The 14,153-nt window shown below is 65.6% G+C and carries 16 protein-coding genes; 10 read left to right on the top strand and 6 right to left on the bottom strand.

The window, feature by feature from the left end; genetic code table 11:
- Nucleotides 1–7: 7 nt before the first annotated feature.
- Genes F604_RS0106045 through F604_RS0106055 form a run of 3 tightly spaced genes read right to left on the bottom strand, consistent with a single transcriptional unit; the run spans nt 8 to nt 1,678 of the window.
- Nucleotides 8–685, bottom strand: coding sequence for a uroporphyrinogen-III synthase (locus F604_RS0106045; protein WP_019550851.1), 678 nt, complete (start codon nt 683–685; stop codon nt 8–10).
- On the bottom strand, nt 657–1,022 hold the full coding sequence (locus tag F604_RS0106050; protein ID WP_019550852.1) for a carboxymuconolactone decarboxylase family protein: 366 nt from the start codon (nt 1,020–1,022) through the stop codon (nt 657–659). The genes F604_RS0106045 and F604_RS0106050 overlap by 29 nt, the downstream gene beginning before the upstream one ends.
- Nucleotides 1,019–1,678, bottom strand: coding sequence for an HAD family hydrolase (locus F604_RS0106055; protein WP_019550853.1), 660 nt, complete (start codon nt 1,676–1,678; stop codon nt 1,019–1,021). Before F604_RS0106055 ends, F604_RS0106050 begins: the two co-directional genes overlap by 4 nt.
- Nucleotides 1,679–1,749: 71 nt before the next feature.
- Between F604_RS0106055 and purB the strand changes: the two genes are divergently transcribed.
- Nucleotides 1,750–3,060, top strand: a complete 1,311-nt coding sequence (gene purB / locus F604_RS0106060) for an adenylosuccinate lyase (RefSeq protein WP_019550854.1) — start codon at nt 1,750–1,752, stop codon at nt 3,058–3,060.
- Nucleotides 3,061–3,071: 11 nt separating this feature from the next.
- On the opposite strand, the gene F604_RS0106065 is transcribed toward purB, so the two are convergent.
- Nucleotides 3,072–3,635 (bottom strand): Uma2 family endonuclease, encoded by a 564-nt coding sequence (locus tag F604_RS0106065; RefSeq protein WP_026329014.1) that lies wholly within the window; start codon nt 3,633–3,635, stop codon nt 3,072–3,074.
- A 73-nt stretch (nt 3,636–3,708) separates the two neighbouring features.
- Here F604_RS0106065 and purC point away from each other — a divergent pair, with 73 nt between their 5' ends.
- The 6 genes from purC to purF are packed head-to-tail and all read left to right on the top strand — an operon-like array spanning nt 3,709 to nt 9,612.
- Nucleotides 3,709–4,404, top strand: a complete 696-nt coding sequence (gene purC / locus F604_RS0106070; RefSeq protein WP_019550856.1) for a phosphoribosylaminoimidazolesuccinocarboxamide synthase — start codon at nt 3,709–3,711, stop codon at nt 4,402–4,404.
- A gap of 2 nt (nt 4,405–4,406) precedes the next feature.
- Nucleotides 4,407–4,661: a phosphoribosylformylglycinamidine synthase subunit PurS gene (gene purS, locus F604_RS0106075; protein WP_019550857.1), complete on the top strand. Its 255-nt coding sequence runs from the start codon at nt 4,407–4,409 to the stop codon at nt 4,659–4,661.
- Nucleotides 4,658–5,341 carry a phosphoribosylformylglycinamidine synthase subunit PurQ gene (purQ, locus tag F604_RS0106080; protein ID WP_019550858.1) on the top strand — a complete coding sequence of 228 codons (684 nt, stop codon included), beginning with the start codon at nt 4,658–4,660 and terminating at the stop codon, nt 5,339–5,341. Before purS ends, purQ begins: the two co-directional genes overlap by 4 nt.
- Entirely contained in the window at nt 5,338–6,051 is a 714-nt protein-coding gene (locus F604_RS0106085; RefSeq protein WP_019550859.1) for an HAD family hydrolase, read from the top strand. Before purQ ends, F604_RS0106085 begins: the two co-directional genes overlap by 4 nt.
- Complete coding sequence (gene purL, locus F604_RS0106090; RefSeq protein ID WP_026329015.1) at nt 6,051–8,228, top strand: phosphoribosylformylglycinamidine synthase subunit PurL; 2,178 nt, start codon at nt 6,051–6,053, stop codon at nt 8,226–8,228. Before F604_RS0106085 ends, purL begins: the two co-directional genes overlap by 1 nt.
- A complete protein-coding gene (gene purF, locus F604_RS0106095) occupies nt 8,221–9,612 on the top strand; it encodes an amidophosphoribosyltransferase (RefSeq protein ID WP_019550861.1) in 1,392 nt (463 codons plus the stop codon). Before purL ends, purF begins: the two co-directional genes overlap by 8 nt.
- 32 nt (nt 9,613–9,644) lie before the next feature.
- On the opposite strand, the gene F604_RS0106100 is transcribed toward purF, so the two are convergent.
- A complete protein-coding gene (locus tag F604_RS0106100) occupies nt 9,645–9,920 on the bottom strand; it encodes an LPXTG cell wall anchor domain-containing protein (protein ID WP_019550862.1) in 276 nt (91 codons plus the stop codon).
- A 116-nt stretch (nt 9,921–10,036) separates the two neighbouring features.
- Here F604_RS0106100 and glyA point away from each other — a divergent pair, with 116 nt between their 5' ends.
- From glyA to F604_RS11975, 3 genes are read left to right on the top strand one after another with little or no spacing between them, the layout of a single operon-like run.
- Nucleotides 10,037–11,260, top strand: a complete 1,224-nt coding sequence (gene glyA, locus F604_RS0106105; protein WP_019550863.1) for a serine hydroxymethyltransferase — start codon at nt 10,037–10,039, stop codon at nt 11,258–11,260.
- Nucleotides 11,261–11,282: 22 nt separating this feature from the next.
- On the top strand, nt 11,283–12,887 hold the full coding sequence (locus F604_RS0106110; RefSeq protein WP_019550864.1) for a DNA repair protein RecN: 1,605 nt from the start codon (nt 11,283–11,285) through the stop codon (nt 12,885–12,887).
- Nucleotides 12,884–13,396, top strand: a complete 513-nt coding sequence (locus F604_RS11975; protein ID WP_248644141.1) for a GGDEF domain-containing protein — start codon at nt 12,884–12,886, stop codon at nt 13,394–13,396. The genes F604_RS0106110 and F604_RS11975 overlap by 4 nt, the downstream gene beginning before the upstream one ends.
- A gap of 144 nt (nt 13,397–13,540) precedes the next feature.
- On the opposite strand, the gene F604_RS0106120 is transcribed toward F604_RS11975, so the two are convergent.
- Nucleotides 13,541–14,152, bottom strand: coding sequence for a MarC family protein (locus F604_RS0106120; protein ID WP_019550865.1), 612 nt, complete (start codon nt 14,150–14,152; stop codon nt 13,541–13,543).
- Between the last annotated feature and the right edge of the window lies 1 nt (nt 14,153).

Consider the following 14,153-nt stretch of genomic DNA (forward strand, 5'->3'; position numbering starts at 1 on the left):
CCCCCCCCTACCCCCCCAAGGCCCGAAGGATGGCCCCATAGAGGCCCTCGAGGCCCGGGCGTTCCGCCTCGTAAGGGGGAAAACCAAGCCTCCCCGCCTCCTCGGCCGTGCTGGGGCCGATGCAGGCCGCCTTGGGCCTCCTAGGGGTCTTTAAGGCGTAGGCCCTGGCGGCGCTTGGGCTGAAGAAGGCCACCACCTGGGCCCTTTCCAAAAGAGCCAGCTCCTCAGGGGAAAGCTCCCTCTCCCGGGTAGCGTACACCTCCACTCGCTCCACCGCCACCCCCCGGGCCTCGAGGCCTTCCTCCAAATCCTTCCCCGCCAGATCCCCCGCCACGAAGAGTACCCTTTGGGCTGGGGGAAAGGTTGCCGCCAGGTCCTTGGCCGTGGCCCGGGGAGGGACAAAGGCAGGGGATAGGCCCCCCTGGCGCAGCACCTCCCCCGTCCCTTCCCCCACCGCCGCCACCTTGAGAAGGGGCCTTCCCGCCTTTTCCCAGGCCCAAAGGAGCCTCTTAGCCCCCTCTTTGGAGGTGACCGCCACCCAGTCCGCCTGGAGGAGTCTTCCGGGAAGGACCTCGAGGCCCGGCAGGTCCACCTGCTCCAAAAGGGCCACCTCCGCCGCCTCAATCCCCAAGGCGCGGAGCCGGTCCAATAGCCCCTTATCCTTCCCGCGGGTGAGCAGAACCACGGCCTTTAAGGACCTTGTGAAAGAGCTTCATGGCGGCCAAGGCCCGGGGGAAGCCCAGGAAAAGGGCGGACTGCAGGATGGTTTCCCGCACCTCCTCCTCGGTGGCGCCTACCCGTAAAGCCCCCTCCAGATGGGTGGCCAGCTCCTTGGGGCTACCCAAAGCGATGAGGGCGGTGATGGCAAGAAGCTCCCGGGTCTTAAGGTCCAACCCTGGCCGGGCTAGTACCTCCTCGTAGGCGAAGTCCCGGATGTAGCGGAAAAGATCCTCGTCCACCTCCTTCAGGCTTGCCTCAATGGCCCCTTGCTTCTCCCCCCAGATGGCCTGCCGCACGCTCATGGCAGGTAGTCTAGCACCCCCTCCAGCCGGTGGAGGGCCCCAGGGGTCTCCCCCAGGGGGTCAAAGAGAAGGGGCCTAACCCCGGCTTCCTTGGCCCCCACCAGATCCGCTTCCGAATCCCCCACGTGCACCGCCTCCTCTGGCGGCACGCCCAAGGCGTCTAGCGCCTCCTGAAAGAGCCTGGGGTCGGGCTTGGCCACCCCCGAAATGGCGCTTACGGCAAGGTGCTGGAAGTAGGGCCTTAAGCCCACCACCTCCAGGATCTCGGGGAGGGTGGCGTCCCAGTTGGAAACCACCGCCAGGGCATAACCTTGTTCCTTTAGCCTTTGCAGGGTTTCCTTGGCCCCCGGGGTTACGGGCCAAAAGCGGGGGTTCTTCCAGTTCTCCACCAGCTCCCGGCTCAGGGCCTCGGCGTGCTCCTCGAGGCCCATCCCTGTAAAGAGCCTCCGGTGGAACTCCCGCCAAAGCCCCAAGGCGGTTTCCAGATCCCGAGCCTCTAGATGATGGTCCTCATAGAAGCGAAAAGCCGCCAAGGCCGCCGCCTTGGGATCCCTCCTGGGCTTAAGGCCCCGTTCCTCCAAAAAAGGCAGGAGCCAAAACCGGGGACTTGCCAGGATCAGGGTGTTGCCCACATCAAAGAGAACAGCCCGGACCATGGTCTTAAGTCTATACCGAGGGTTATGGGGGAAGCTTCGTCCTTACCCTGCCCTTTTAGTACCCTTAAAGCATGGTCCCCCGTTACCAGACCCCGGAGATGGCCGAGCTATGGTCGGAGGAAAACCGCTACCGCATGTGGGCGTTGGTGGAGGCCTATGCCCTCGAGGCCTGGGAATCCCTGGGCCAGGTGCCCAAAGGGCTTTCCCAAAGGCTTCTTGAGCACCTAAAGGAGCATCCCCTGGACGCCCGCTTCGCCCAGAGGGTGGCGGAGCTGGAGGAGGTCACCCGCCACGACCTGGTGGCCTTCACCCGGGCCCTGGTGGAGTGGACCGGGGACGAGGAGGTGGGGCGCTACCTGCACCTGGGCCTCACCAGCTCGGACATCGTGGACACCGCGCAAAACGCCCTTTTGGTGAGGGCCTTGGACCTGATCCTCGAGGAGCTATCCGGGGTCCAGGAGGAGCTCAAGCGCCTGGCCCTCCGCTACAAGCACACCCCGGCCATCGCCCGCACCCACGGGGTCCACGCCGAGCCCACCAGCTTCGGCCTCCGCTTCCTGAGCTTTTACGCCGCCTTTCAGCGGGACAAGGAACGGCTTGAGCGCGCCCAGAAGACCATCGGGGTGGCCATGCTCTCGGGCTCGGTGGGAAACTACGCCCACATCCCCCCGGAGGTGGAGGCCCACGTGGCCCGGCGGCTTGGCCTGAGCCCAGAGCCCCTCTCCACCCAAGTGGTGCCCCGGGACCGGCATGCGGAGGTGCTGGCCGCCTTGGCCATCCTGGGGGGGAACCTGGAGCGGGTGGCGGTGGAGCTAAGGCACCTCCAGCGCACAGAAGTGCTGGAAACCCAAGAACCCTTCCGGGAGGGGCAGACGGGAAGCTCCAGTATGCCCCACAAGAAAAACCCCGTGGGTTTGGAAAACCTCACCGGGATGGCCAGGCTCCTTCGGGGATACCTGGGCCCCTCCCTGGAAAACATCGCCCTGTGGCACGAAAGGGACATCTCCCACTCCTCCGTGGAACGGGTCATCCTCCCCGACGCCACCACCGCCAGCCACTACGCCCTTAGGCGGTTAAAGGGCATCCTGGGGGGCCTGGTGGTCTTTGAGGCAAACCTCAAGCGGAACCTGGACCTCACCCGGGGCCTGGTCTACTCCCAGCAGGTGCTGAACGCCCTCATCGCCGAGGGCCTTCCCCGGAACAGGGCCTACGCTATCGTGCAACGCAACGCTCTAAGAAGCTGGGAGGAGGGCCTTAGCTTCGCCCAGCTTTTGGAAGAGGACCCGGAAAACCCCCTCAAGGGGGAAAGGCTTAGGGCCCTTTTTGACCCTGCGCCCTTCCTAAAGCACGTGGACGCCATCTACGCCCGCTTTGGGCTTTGAGGGGAAAACCGTTACCACAAAGGGGCCAGCTGGAGGGCGAAGCCCGGGAGTTCCGGTTCCAGGGAAAGGGTGTCCACACCCTCAAAGCGCTCCGGCTCCTTTCCCGGCCTGTACACCTCCACGGTCCGGGTATAAGGGTCCACCAGCACCCCCAGGCGCGCTCCCTCCTTAAGGTAAAGGGTCATCTTGGCCCTGAGCTCCTCTATCCCTTGCGAGGAGGAGCGCACCTCAAAGACCACGTCCGGGACCAAAGGAGGAAACCCTTCCTTCTCCTCCTCCGACAAAGCCTCCCACCGCTTTTTTCCCACCCAAGAAGCATCCGGGGACAGGATGGCCCCGCCCGGCAGCTTGAACCCCGTGGAGGCGTCAAAGACCACCCCCAGACCCCTTTCCTCGTTCCAGCGGGCCAGCTGATACGCCAGCTGGAGGCTCCGCCGACCACTTTGCCCTCCTGTGGGACTCACCCAAAGCCTCCCCTCCGGCGACCGCTCAAACTGGTAGCCGGGATTGCGCTCCGAAAGCAGCCAAAGCTCCCTTTCCCCGATGGGGCGCAGAAGGTCCAGGGATAGGGCCATACCTTCCTCATTGTGGCACCCTCCGGGCTTAAAATGAAGGCTGGAGGGGACCAAGGTCCCGAAGCGGAGGCACATGGAAAAGCTTTACGAGGGCAAGGCGAAAATCCTTTACCCGGAAGGGCCCGACACCCTCAGGGTTTACTTTAAGGACGAGGCCACGGCCTTCAACGCGCAGAAGCGGGGCCTCATCCCCGGCAAGGGAGTGGTCAACAACAAGGTCTCGGCAACCCTCTTCCGCTACCTCGAGGCCCACGGGGTGAAGACCCACTTTCTGGAAGAGGTTTCCGACCGGGAAATGCGGGTCCTACGGGTGGAGATCCTCCCCTTGGAGGTCATCCTCCGCTTCCGTGCGGCAGGAAGCTTCGCCAAGCGCTACGGGGTAAAGGAGGGCACCCTCCTAAGGGCTCCCTTGGTGGAGTACTCCCTTAAAAGCGACCCTCTGGGCGACCCCTTGATCTGCCCCGAGGCCATTTTGGCCCTGGGCCTGGCCACGGAGGAGGAGCTTTCCCGGGTGAAGGCCACCACCCTGAAGGTAGGGGAGCTATTGCGGGATTTCTTCGCCCAAAGGGGGCTGGACCTCATCGACTTCAAGCTGGAGTTCGGCAAAAGGAACGGGGAGATCCTTCTCGCCGACGAGATCTCCCCCGACACCATGCGCCTTTGGGACCAGAAGACGGGGGAACCCATGGACAAGGACCGCTTCCGCAAAGATCTGGGAGGCGTGGAGGAAGCCTACCAGGAGGTCCTTAGGCGGGTTCTAAGGGGGTAGCCATGCCCAAGTACCAGGCCACCTTGCTCATTGAGCTCAAAGAGGGCATCCTGGACCCCCAGGGCCGGGCGGTGGAAGGGGTTTTGAAGGATCTGGGCCACCCCGTGGATTCGGTGCGGGTGGGAAAGGTCCTCGAGGTGGTCTTCCCCGCGGAAACCCTCCTCGAGGCGGAGGAGAAGGCCAAGGCCATGGGGAACCTCCTCGCCAACCCGGTGATGGAGGTCTTCACCCTCGAGGCCTTAAAGGAACTCCCATGAAGTGGGCCATCGTCCGCTTCCCTGGCTCCAACTGCGATGAGGATGCCCGCTTTGCCCTGGAAAAGGCGGGGATAAGGGCAGCGTACGTCTGGCACACGGAAAGGAGCCTAAGGGGCTTTGACGGGGTCTTCCTGCCCGGGGGCTTCAGCTACGGGGACTACCTGCGGGCCGGGGCCTTGGCGGCCAAGAGCCCGGTGATGGAGGAGGTATGGCGCTTTGCCCGGGAGGGCCGGCCCGTGATTGGGGTGTGCAACGGCTTCCAGGTGCTCACCGAGGCCGGGATCCTTCCCGGGGCCCTTCTCGCCAACCTCAATCTTCACTTCACCTGCAAGGAGGTGGGGGTGCGGGTGGAGCGCACCGACCTTCCCTTCACCCGGCTTTACCAGAAGGGGCAGGTCCTCCGCCTGCCCATCGCCCATGCGGAGGGCCGCTACTACGCCGATGGGGAAACCCTGGCCCGGCTGGAGGGGGAAGGGTTGGTGGTCTTCCGCTATGCCCCTTTGGGCGGGGAGAAGGATTACAACCCCAACGGGAGCCTTAACGACATCGCCGGGATCACCAACGAAAGGGGCAATGTCCTCGGCATGATGCCCCACCCCGAGCGGGCGGTGGACGAGGTTTTGGGTGGCACGGATGGGCTCCCCTTGTTCCTAGGGCTTGTAGAGGAGGTAGCAGGATGAAACCCAAGGCCATCACCTTTGATTTCTGGGGCACCCTCTTCACCGAGGGAGAGGCGTTTTTAGAAAAAGTCATGCCCGCCCGGTACGAGATCCTTCTGGACGCCCTTTCCGAGGCCGGGCACCCGGCGGAGGAGCACGAGGTGCGGGAGGCTTACCGCCAGGCGTCCATCGCCTTTGAGGAGGCCTGGCGGGCGGGGGAGCACATGCCGGTGTACGACCGGGTGGCGCGGATCTTCGCCCTGCTTGGGGCTCCTCATGACCCAGGCCTCATCGCCCTCACGGCAAGGCGCCTCGAGGAGAGCTCCCTCCTCGCCGATCTCAAACCCCTCCCCGGGGTGGAGGTCCTCAAGGAGCTGGCCCAGCGCTACCCCTTGGCCCTGGTCTCGGATACCGGCCTCACCCCGGGAAGGCTCCTCAGGGAGCACCTGAAGCGGCAGGGGCTGGACGTCTTCCAGGCCTTTAGCTTCTCCGACGAAACGGGCTTCGTGAAGCCCAGGCCCGAAGCCTTCCGGGTGGCCCTCGAGGCCCTGGGCGTAGCCCCGGAGGAAGCCCTGCACGTGGGCGACCTGCCCCAGACGGACATCAAGGGAGCCTTCGCCACCGGCTACCCCTGGGCGGTGCAGTACGTGGGCCTGAGGGAGGTGAACGGGGAGATCAAGCCCACGGCCAAGATCAAGGACCACCGGGAGCTTCTTCCCCTTCTCCGGTGATGGAAACCCTAGCCCAAGAAATCGGCATCCCGGAAGAGGAGTATCGGGAGATCAGCAAGCGGCTTGACCGGGAGCCCAACCGGGTGGAGCTTTTCCTCTTCAAGGTGATGTGGAGCGAGCACTGCGCCTACAAGAACTCCCGCCCCCTTCTGAAGCAGCTTCCCAAGGAGGGGGAGGCCGTCCTGCAGGGCCCGGGGGAGAACGCCGGCGTGGTGCGCATCGGTGAGGGCTGGGCGGTAGCCTTTAAGATCGAAAGCCACAACCACCCCTCCGCAGTGGAGCCCTTCCAGGGTGCTGCCACCGGGGTGGGGGGGATCATCCGGGACATCATGAGCATGGGGGCCCGGCCCATCGCCCTGCTGGATTCCTTGCGCTTTGGCCCCCTGGAGGATGCCCGAAGCCGCTACCTCCTCAAGGGGGTGGTCTCCGGCATCGCCCACTACGGCAACGCCATCGGGGTGCCCACGGTGGGAGGGGACCTCTACTTCCACGAGGGCTACCGGGAAAACCCCTTGGTGAACGCCATGTGCCTGGGGCTTCTTAGGGAGGAGCACTTAAGGCGAAGCCGGGCCTCCTTGGGCCGCCCCATCTACTACGCCGGGGCCAAGACGGGAAGGGATGGGATTGGGGGTGCCGCCTTCGCCAGCCGGGAGCTTTCCGAGGACAAGGAGGAGGACCGGCCAGCGGTCCAGGTGGGGGACCCCTTTTTGGGGAAGCTCCTCATGGAGGCCACCCTCGAGGCCATTGAGAAGGACCTGGTGGAAGGCGTCCAGGACATGGGGGCGGCAGGGCTCACCAGTAGCCTCTCGGAGCTGGCCCATAAGTCGGGCCTCGGGGTGGAGCTGGACCTAGACCGCGTCCCCACCCGGGAAAGGGACATGGGGCCCATAGAGCTTCTCCTCTCCGAAAGCCAGGAGCGCATGGTCCTGGTGCCCAGGGAGGGCAGGGAAAGGGAGCTGGAGGAGGTCTTTAAGAAGTGGGGCCTGGACTGCGTGCCCGTGGCCAAAACCATCCCCGAGAAGGTCTTCCGCGTCCTCTTCCGGGGCGAGGTGGTGGCCGAGGTCCCCACCGAAGCCCTGGCGGAAGCCCCCACCTACGTGCGCCTGGGAAGGGAGGACCCCGAGATCCGAAAACTCCGGGAAACACCCTTACCACCCCTGGCCGCCGACCCCAAAGAAGTCCTCCCCAGGCTTCTCGCCTCCCCCAACCTGGCAAGCCGGGAAGCGGTCTACGAGCGCTACGACCACCAGGTGGGAACCCGGACTGCCCTCCTGCCAGGCAAAGGGGATGCCGCGGTGCTCTGGGTAAAGGGAACCCACCTGGGCGTGGCCGCCAAGGTGGACCAGAACCCCAGGTATAGCCGCCTCCACCCCCGGCTTGGAGCCATGCACGCCCTGGCCGAAGCCTGCCGGAACGTCTCCGTGGTGGGGGCCAAGCCCCTGGCCTATACCGACGGCCTCAACCTGGGAAGCCCGGAAACCCCGGAAGGCTACTTTGAGCTCCAGGAAACCATCGCCGGTCTCAGGGAGGCCAGCGAGGCTTTGGGCGTACCGGTGGTCTCCGGAAATGTATCCCTTTACAACGAAAGCGGGGGCCGGCGCATCCCCCCCACGGCCATGGTGGGGGTGGTGGGGGTCTTGGACATCAGGAGGCGGGCGGAGATGGGCTTCCGCCGCCCGGGAGAGGTGATCCTCCTTTTGGGAGAGGAGAAAGGGGAGCTTGGGGGAAGCGAGGTCCTCTACCTCCTCACGGGCCTCGAGGCCGGCCACCCGCCCAGGTTGGACCTGGAACGGGAGAGGCGGGTGCAGGAGGCCATCCGGGAGCTCATCGGCTTGGGCCTCACCCGCACCGCCCACGACCTGGCGGAGGGAGGGCTTTTGGTGGCCCTGGCGGAGATGACCTTCCCCTACGGCCTGGGGGCCACGGTGGAGGTGCGTACCCCAGGCCTAAAGGCCCTCTTTGGGGAAGCCCCTAGCCGGATCCTCTTCACCGTGGCCAAGGAGAACCTCAAGGAGGCAACCTTCCGCCTGGAAGAGATGGGCCTCCCCTACCGGGTGCTGGGGGAGACCGGGGGGAACAGCCTCACGGTCTTGACGCCCGAGGGGGTGCTAGAGTGGGGGGTAGAGGAGCTTAGGGCGGCCTGGCAGAAGCCCCTTAGGGAGGTTTTGGATGGATAAGCCTCAGGAGGAATGCGGGGTCCTGGGAATCTATAGCCAAGAGCCCCTGGATATACCTGGGCTTTTGCACCTGGGCCTCCTGGCCCTCCAACACCGGGGGCAGGAGGCGGCGGGCATGGCCGTGTCCGACGGAAAAGAGTTCTTGGTGGAAAAGGACCTGGGACTGGTGAACCAGGTCTTCACCGAGGAACGGCTTTCCCGCCTGAGGCTTCCCGAGGCGCGGCTGGGCCTGGCCCACACCCGCTACTCCACCACGGGCTCCAACCTGCGCTTCAACGCCCAGCCCCTTACCGCCCGCACCGCCCACGGGGTCTTAGCCATCGCCCATAACGGCAACTTCACCAACGCCAAACCCCTTCGCGACCGGCTTCTAAGGGAAGGAGCCACCTTCCAGAGCACCTCCGACACCGAGGTGATGCTCCTCCTCCTGGCCCGCTTGGGCCACCTCTCCCTCCCCGAGGCGGCCGCCGAGGCCATGAAGGCCCTGGAAGGAGGGTATTCCATCCTCCTCATGGACCGCAGGACCGTGGTGGCCCTCCGGGATCCCCACGGGGTGCGGCCCCTGGCCATCGGCAGGCTTCCTAAAGGCTACGCCTTTGCCTCCGAGTCCCCGGCCCTCGAGCTCATGGGGGCCCGGTATATCCGGGACGTGCGCCCCGGGGAGGTGGTCTGGGTGGAGGAGGGGGAGCTTAAAAGCCTCCAGGCCCTTCCCCCAAGCCCCGCCCCTTGCGCCTTTGAGTGGATCTACTTTGCCAGGCCCGATAGCCTCCTGGATGGCCTCGAGGCCTACGAGGCCCGGGTGCGCATGGGCATGGAGCTCTTCCGGGAAGCCCCGGCCGAAGCGGACATGGTGGTGCCGGTGCCCGACTCCGGCATCGGGGCGGCGGTGGGCTACGCCCGCTCAAGCGGCCTCCCCCTGGAGTACGGCCTCTACAAGAACCCCTATGCGGGCCGGACCTTCATTCAGCCCACCCAGGCGCTGAGGGACCTGAAGACCCGCTTGAAGCTCTCCCCCACCTCGGCGGTGCGGGGCAAGCGGGTGGTGCTCATCGACGACTCCATCGTGCGAGGCACCACCAGCCGCCACATCGTGGCCATGCTGAAGGAAGCAGGGGCCCGGGAAGTCCACTTCCGGGTTTCCAGCCCCCCCATCCGCTTCCCCTGCTACTACGGCATCGACACCGCCGCCCGTAAGGAGCTCATCGCCGCCGAGAAGAGCGTGGAGGAGATAAGGGCCTATATCGGTGCGGATACCCTGGCCTTTCTTTCGGAAGAGGGGGTCAGGCGGGCCATCGGGGGGCCCGTGTGCCTGGCCTGCTTCAACGGGCGCTACCCGGCCGGGGTGCCCGTGGAAGGGGAAAAACTGGCCTTGGAAATCCTCTAGGCCCTATTCCTTATCCCCACCCTAGCCAAGCCTTAGCCCCTCGAGGCCACCCCCCGCCTTAGGAAAAACCCCGCCCCAAGGCCCAGGAGAAACCCCACCAGCAGGAAGATAAAGGCGAAAGCCCCGGTGGAAGCCAGGTGCCAGCCGAAGAACCAGTAGCTGCACACCGCATACCGCTCCACCTGCACCCGGACCAGCTCCGGCAGGTCGCGGCTGGAGGTGAAGTTGATGAGAATAATGGCCACAAGCAGGATAGCCAGGGTCAGGGCAAGCCCCCACTTCAAAATCGGGAAAACACTTCCTTTCATGTCCCAAGCTTACCAAAGGAAAGACCCTTTCCGGGGTACTTCCGCCTCCTCCTAAGGCCCCGGTTCCCGGTAAAGGTAACCTGGTAGCGCCCCGGTGCAGGGCCTATAATCGGCCTATGGTCAGGACCAGCTTACGGGACGAGGCCCTTTTTCAGCTCATCGCCCTGGAGGAAAAGCGCCAGCGGGAAGGCCTGGAGCTCATCGCCAGCGAGAACTTCGTCTCCGCCCAGGTGCGGGAGGCGGTGGGAAGCGTCCTCACCAACAAGTACGCGGAGGGCTACCCGGGTGCCCGCTACTACGGGGGATGCGAGATCATCGACCAGGTGGAAAGCCTGGCCATCGAGCGGGCCAAGGAGCTCTTCGGGGCCGCCTGGGCCAACGTCCAGCCCCACTCCGGCTCCCAGGCCAACATGGCGGTGTACATGGCCCTCATGGAACCGGGGGATACCCTCATGGGCATGGACCTGGCCGCGGGAGGCCACCTCACCCACGGCTCCAAGGTGAACTTCTCCGGGAAGCTCTACAAGGTGGTTTCCTACGGGGTCCGGCCCGACACCGAGCTCATCGACCTGGAGGAGGTGCGACGCCTGGCCCTCGAGCACCGGCCCAAGGTGATCATGGCGGGCGCCAGCGCCTACCCCCGCTTCTGGGACTTTAAGGCCTTCCGGGAGATCGCCGAGGAGGTGGGGGCCTACCTGGTGGTGGACATGGCCCACTTCGCTGGCCTGGTGGCGGCGGGGCTCCACCCCAACCCCCTCCCCCACGCCCACGTGGTCACCAGCACCACCCACAAGACCCTAAGGGGGCCACGGGGCGGGCTTATTCTTTCCAACGATCCGGAGTTGGGCAAGAAGATAGACAAGCTCATCTTCCCCGGCATCCAGGGCGGGCCCCTGGAGCACGTGATCGCCGGCAAGGCGGTGGCCTTCTTTGAGGCCCTGCAGCCCGAGTTCAAGGAGTATAGCCGGCTGGTGGTGGAAAACGCCAAGCGCCTTGGCGAGGAGCTGGCCAAAAGGGGCTACCGCCTGGTCACGGGGGGAACCGACAACCACCTCTTCCTCCTGGACCTCCGCCCCAAGGGCCTGACCGGCAAGGAGGCGGAGGAGAAGCTGGATGCCGTGGGCATCACCGTGAACAAGAACGCCATCCCCTTTGACCCCAAGCCCCCCAGGGTCACCTCTGGGATCCGCATCGGCACCCCGGCCATCACCACCCGGGGCTTCACCCCGGAGGAGATGCCCCTGGTGGCGGAGCTCATCGACCGGGCCCTCATGGAGGGGCCCTCGGAGGCCCTGCGGGAGGAGGTTAGGCGGCTCGCCCTCGCCCACCCCATGCCCTAGGGAAGCCTTAGAATGGAAGAAGATGCTCAAGCGCCTCGAGGTGCGTAACCTCGCCGTCATCCGCGAGGCTACCCTGGAGCTCGGGCCTGGGCTCAACGTCCTCACCGGGGAAACCGGGGCGGGGAAAAGCCTCCTGGTGGACGCTTTAGCCCTCCTCCTGGGGGCCAGGTCCGAGGGGCTTTTGGGGCCTTTTGGCGATAGCCTCCTGGTGACCGCCTTCTTCCAAGGTGAGGGCGAGGAGCGCATCCTTTCCCGCCGCGTCGGGGGCCGCTCCACCCCCCGGATCGATGGGGAGGTGGTGAGCCTCAAAGAACTCCAAGAGGAGGCGGAAAGGTGGCTTTCCCTCCACGCCCAGCACACGGCCATCGCCCTCCTCTCCCACAAAAGGCAACGGGAGCTTCTGGATGCCCTGCTGCCCCCGGGCCTCCTCCAGGAGTACGGGGAGGCCTACAGGAAGCATCAGGCCCTCCTTGCGGAAAAACGCACCCTGGAGGAAGCCCTGAGAGCCAAGACCGAGCGGGAGGACCTCTTGCGCTTCCAGCTCAAGGAGATCCTGGAGGCAAGCCCCAGGCCTGGCGAGGACCAGGAGCTTTTAGCCGAGGCGCAAAGGCTTCGCCATTTGGAAGCCCTGAGGGAGCGCTCGGGAAAGGCCTACGCTCTCCTGGCGGAAGGAGGTGCCCTGGATCTTCTTCAGGCAGCCCTGCGGGAGCTAAGGGCGGGAAGCCGCTTTGACCCGGCCCTCGAGGCCCTGGCTAAGGACCTGGAGGCGACTTTGGAGGGAGGCCGGGCCGTGGCCCGGGAGCTGGAGGACTACCTGGAAAGCCTGGAAGGAGATCCCAGCCGTCTGGCCCAGCTGGAGGAGCGCCTTTCCCTTCTGGAAAGGCTTAAGCGCAAGTACGGCCCCACCCTGGAGGAGGTCCTGCGCTACCGGGAAAGGGCAGAGGAGGAGCTGAAGGCCCTGGAGGGAGGGGAAGAGCGGCTTTTGGAGCTGGAAAGGGCTTTAAGGGTGGCCTCGGGGGCCCTCTATAAAGCGGGGGAGCGCCTTTCCGAAGCCCGCCTCGAGGCGGCACGGAAGCTGGAGAAGGAAATGGAGACGGAGCTTTCCGCCCTGGGTTTCCCGAAAGCCCGCTTCCAGGTGGAGCTCAAGCCTCTTCCCGAACCCGGACCCCAGGGCCTGGAGGAGGTCCTCTTCCGCTTCTCCGCCAACCCCCACCTTCCCCCCGCTCCCCTTTCTGCGGCCAGCGGCGGGGAGCTCTCCCGCATCGCCCTAGCTTTAGCCCTCCTCACCGGGGCCGAGGCCCCCACTGTGGTCTTCGACGAGGTGGACACCGGGGTGGGCGGGGAAACCGCCTGGAAGGTGGCGGAAAGGCTCGCCCAGCTGGGCCAGGCCCGGCAGGTCCTGGTGGTCACCCACCTGCCCCAGATCGCCGCCCGCGCAAAGAGGCACCTCAGGGTGGTGAAGGAGGAGGAAGAGGTGCGCATCGAGGTGCTGGAAGGGGAGAAGCGCATACGGGAGCTCGCCCGCCTCCTCTCCGGCCAGTACACCGAGGCCGCCCTGGCCCACGCCCGCCTCCTTCTGGAAGGAAACGGCCACCTTGCACAGGATTGGGTGGAGGCCCAGGAATGAATCCCCTCGAGGCTCCCTACCCCGTCTATCTTGTCCGGGAAACGGAGGTGGTGCGCAACTCCCTGGCCGAAGGCCTCCCCCTCCCCCAGGGGGACACCCTGGAGGTGGTGCTGGCGACCATGAACCTGGATAGCTTCTCGGACCCCGAGGCCTTCACCCCCCTTTCCCTGGAGCTGGCCCAGGCCTTCGCCCTGGAAGCCGCCCTCCTCCTCAAGGACCTTAAGGAGCGCCAGGCCCTGCAGGAGGCCGCCCGCACCGATCCCCTCACCGGCTTGGGCAACCGCCGGGCCCTGGAGGAGGCCTTTCCCCTGCTCCTGCAGGAAGCCCGGACCCTGGGGGAGCCTTTGTCCCTGATCTACTGGGACCTCAACGGCCTTAAGGCCTTGAACGACCGGGAGGGCCATGCAGTGGGCGACCAGGCCCTGAAGAGCCTGGCCCAGGCCCTAAGAAACCTCTCCCGCCGCCGCGACGTGGCCTTCCGCATCGGCGGAGCCTCCACCTGGGCCTGAAGGCGGAGGAGATCCCCGCCCTCATCGCTCGGCTTCAGGAGAACCTGCCCTACCAGGTGGCCGCAGGAGGGCTTCTGGTGGAGGGGGAGGACCTGGAGGTCCTTCTTAAGGAGGCCGACAAACGCATGTACCGGGCCAAGAGGGCTAGAAAAGGGCTTTAACCCCATCCGCCACGTACTGCACCGCCAAGGCCGCCAGGAGGATGCCCAACACCCGGGTGACCACGTTCACCCCCGTGCGCCCCAGGACCCGGCGCACCTGGGCCGCAAGCCGGAGGAACACATAGGCCAGGGCCAGGACCAAAAAGACCGTGAAAAGGACCACCGCAAAGCCCAGGGGTTCCTTCCGGGCCTCTGCGGCCAGGATAAGGACGCTGGCCAAGGCCCCGGGGCCGGCGATCAAGGGAATGGCCAGGGGAAAGACGGAGATATCCGCCCGGAGGCGGGCCTCATCCTTTTCCTCTTCCGTTTCCCGCTCGTGGTGGGCGAAGACCATCTCGGTGGCGATGCGGAAGAGGAGGATGCCCCCGGCGATGCGCAGGGCCTCGAGGCTGATCCCCAGGTAGCCCAAAAGCCCCCGCCCGAAGAAAAAAAAGGAGACCAAAAGCCCCCCCGCCACCAGCACCGCCTTCCTGGCGATCTGGGCCTGTTTCCTTTGAGGACGGTCCCCGGCCAGGGCCAGAAAGACCGGCACCAGCCCCACCGGGTCCATGACCACGAAGAGGGTGAGGAAGGATTTGAGGAAAAGCTCCAGCACG

It is taken from the genome of Thermus scotoductus DSM 8553 (assembly GCF_000381045.1).
Classification (GTDB): Bacteria; Deinococcota; Deinococci; order Deinococcales; family Thermaceae; genus Thermus; species Thermus scotoductus.

Bases quoted from the DNA above. Each gene is read 5' to 3' on its own strand.
- F604_RS0106110 (WP_019550864.1), top strand. From the start codon at position 11,283: ATGCTCAAGCGCCTCGAGGTGCGTAACCTCGCCGTCATCCGCGAGGCT.
- glyA (WP_019550863.1), top strand. From the start codon at position 10,037: ATGGTCAGGACCAGCTTACGGGACGAGGCCCTTTTTCAGCTCATCGCC.
- purQ (WP_019550858.1), top strand. From the start codon at position 4,658: ATGAAGTGGGCCATCGTCCGCTTCCCTGGCTCCAACTGCGATGAGGAT.
- F604_RS11975 (WP_248644141.1), top strand. From the start codon at position 12,884: ATGAATCCCCTCGAGGCTCCCTACCCCGTCTATCTTGTCCGGGAAACG.
- purF (WP_019550861.1), top strand. From the start codon at position 8,221: ATGGATAAGCCTCAGGAGGAATGCGGGGTCCTGGGAATCTATAGCCAA.
- F604_RS0106085 (WP_019550859.1), top strand. From the start codon at position 5,338: ATGAAACCCAAGGCCATCACCTTTGATTTCTGGGGCACCCTCTTCACC.
- purS (WP_019550857.1), top strand. From the start codon at position 4,407: ATGCCCAAGTACCAGGCCACCTTGCTCATTGAGCTCAAAGAGGGCATC.
- F604_RS0106055 (WP_019550853.1), bottom strand. From the start codon at position 1,678: ATGGTCCGGGCTGTTCTCTTTGATGTGGGCAACACCCTGATCCTGGCA.
- purB (WP_019550854.1), top strand. From the start codon at position 1,750: ATGGTCCCCCGTTACCAGACCCCGGAGATGGCCGAGCTATGGTCGGAG.
- F604_RS0106065 (WP_026329014.1), bottom strand. From the start codon at position 3,635: ATGGCCCTATCCCTGGACCTTCTGCGCCCCATCGGGGAAAGGGAGCTT.
- F604_RS0106100 (WP_019550862.1), bottom strand. From the start codon at position 9,920: ATGAAAGGAAGTGTTTTCCCGATTTTGAAGTGGGGGCTTGCCCTGACC.
- purC (WP_019550856.1), top strand. From the start codon at position 3,709: ATGGAAAAGCTTTACGAGGGCAAGGCGAAAATCCTTTACCCGGAAGGG.
- purL (WP_026329015.1), top strand. From the start codon at position 6,051: ATGGAAACCCTAGCCCAAGAAATCGGCATCCCGGAAGAGGAGTATCGG.
- F604_RS0106050 (WP_019550852.1), bottom strand. From the start codon at position 1,022: ATGAGCGTGCGGCAGGCCATCTGGGGGGAGAAGCAAGGGGCCATTGAG.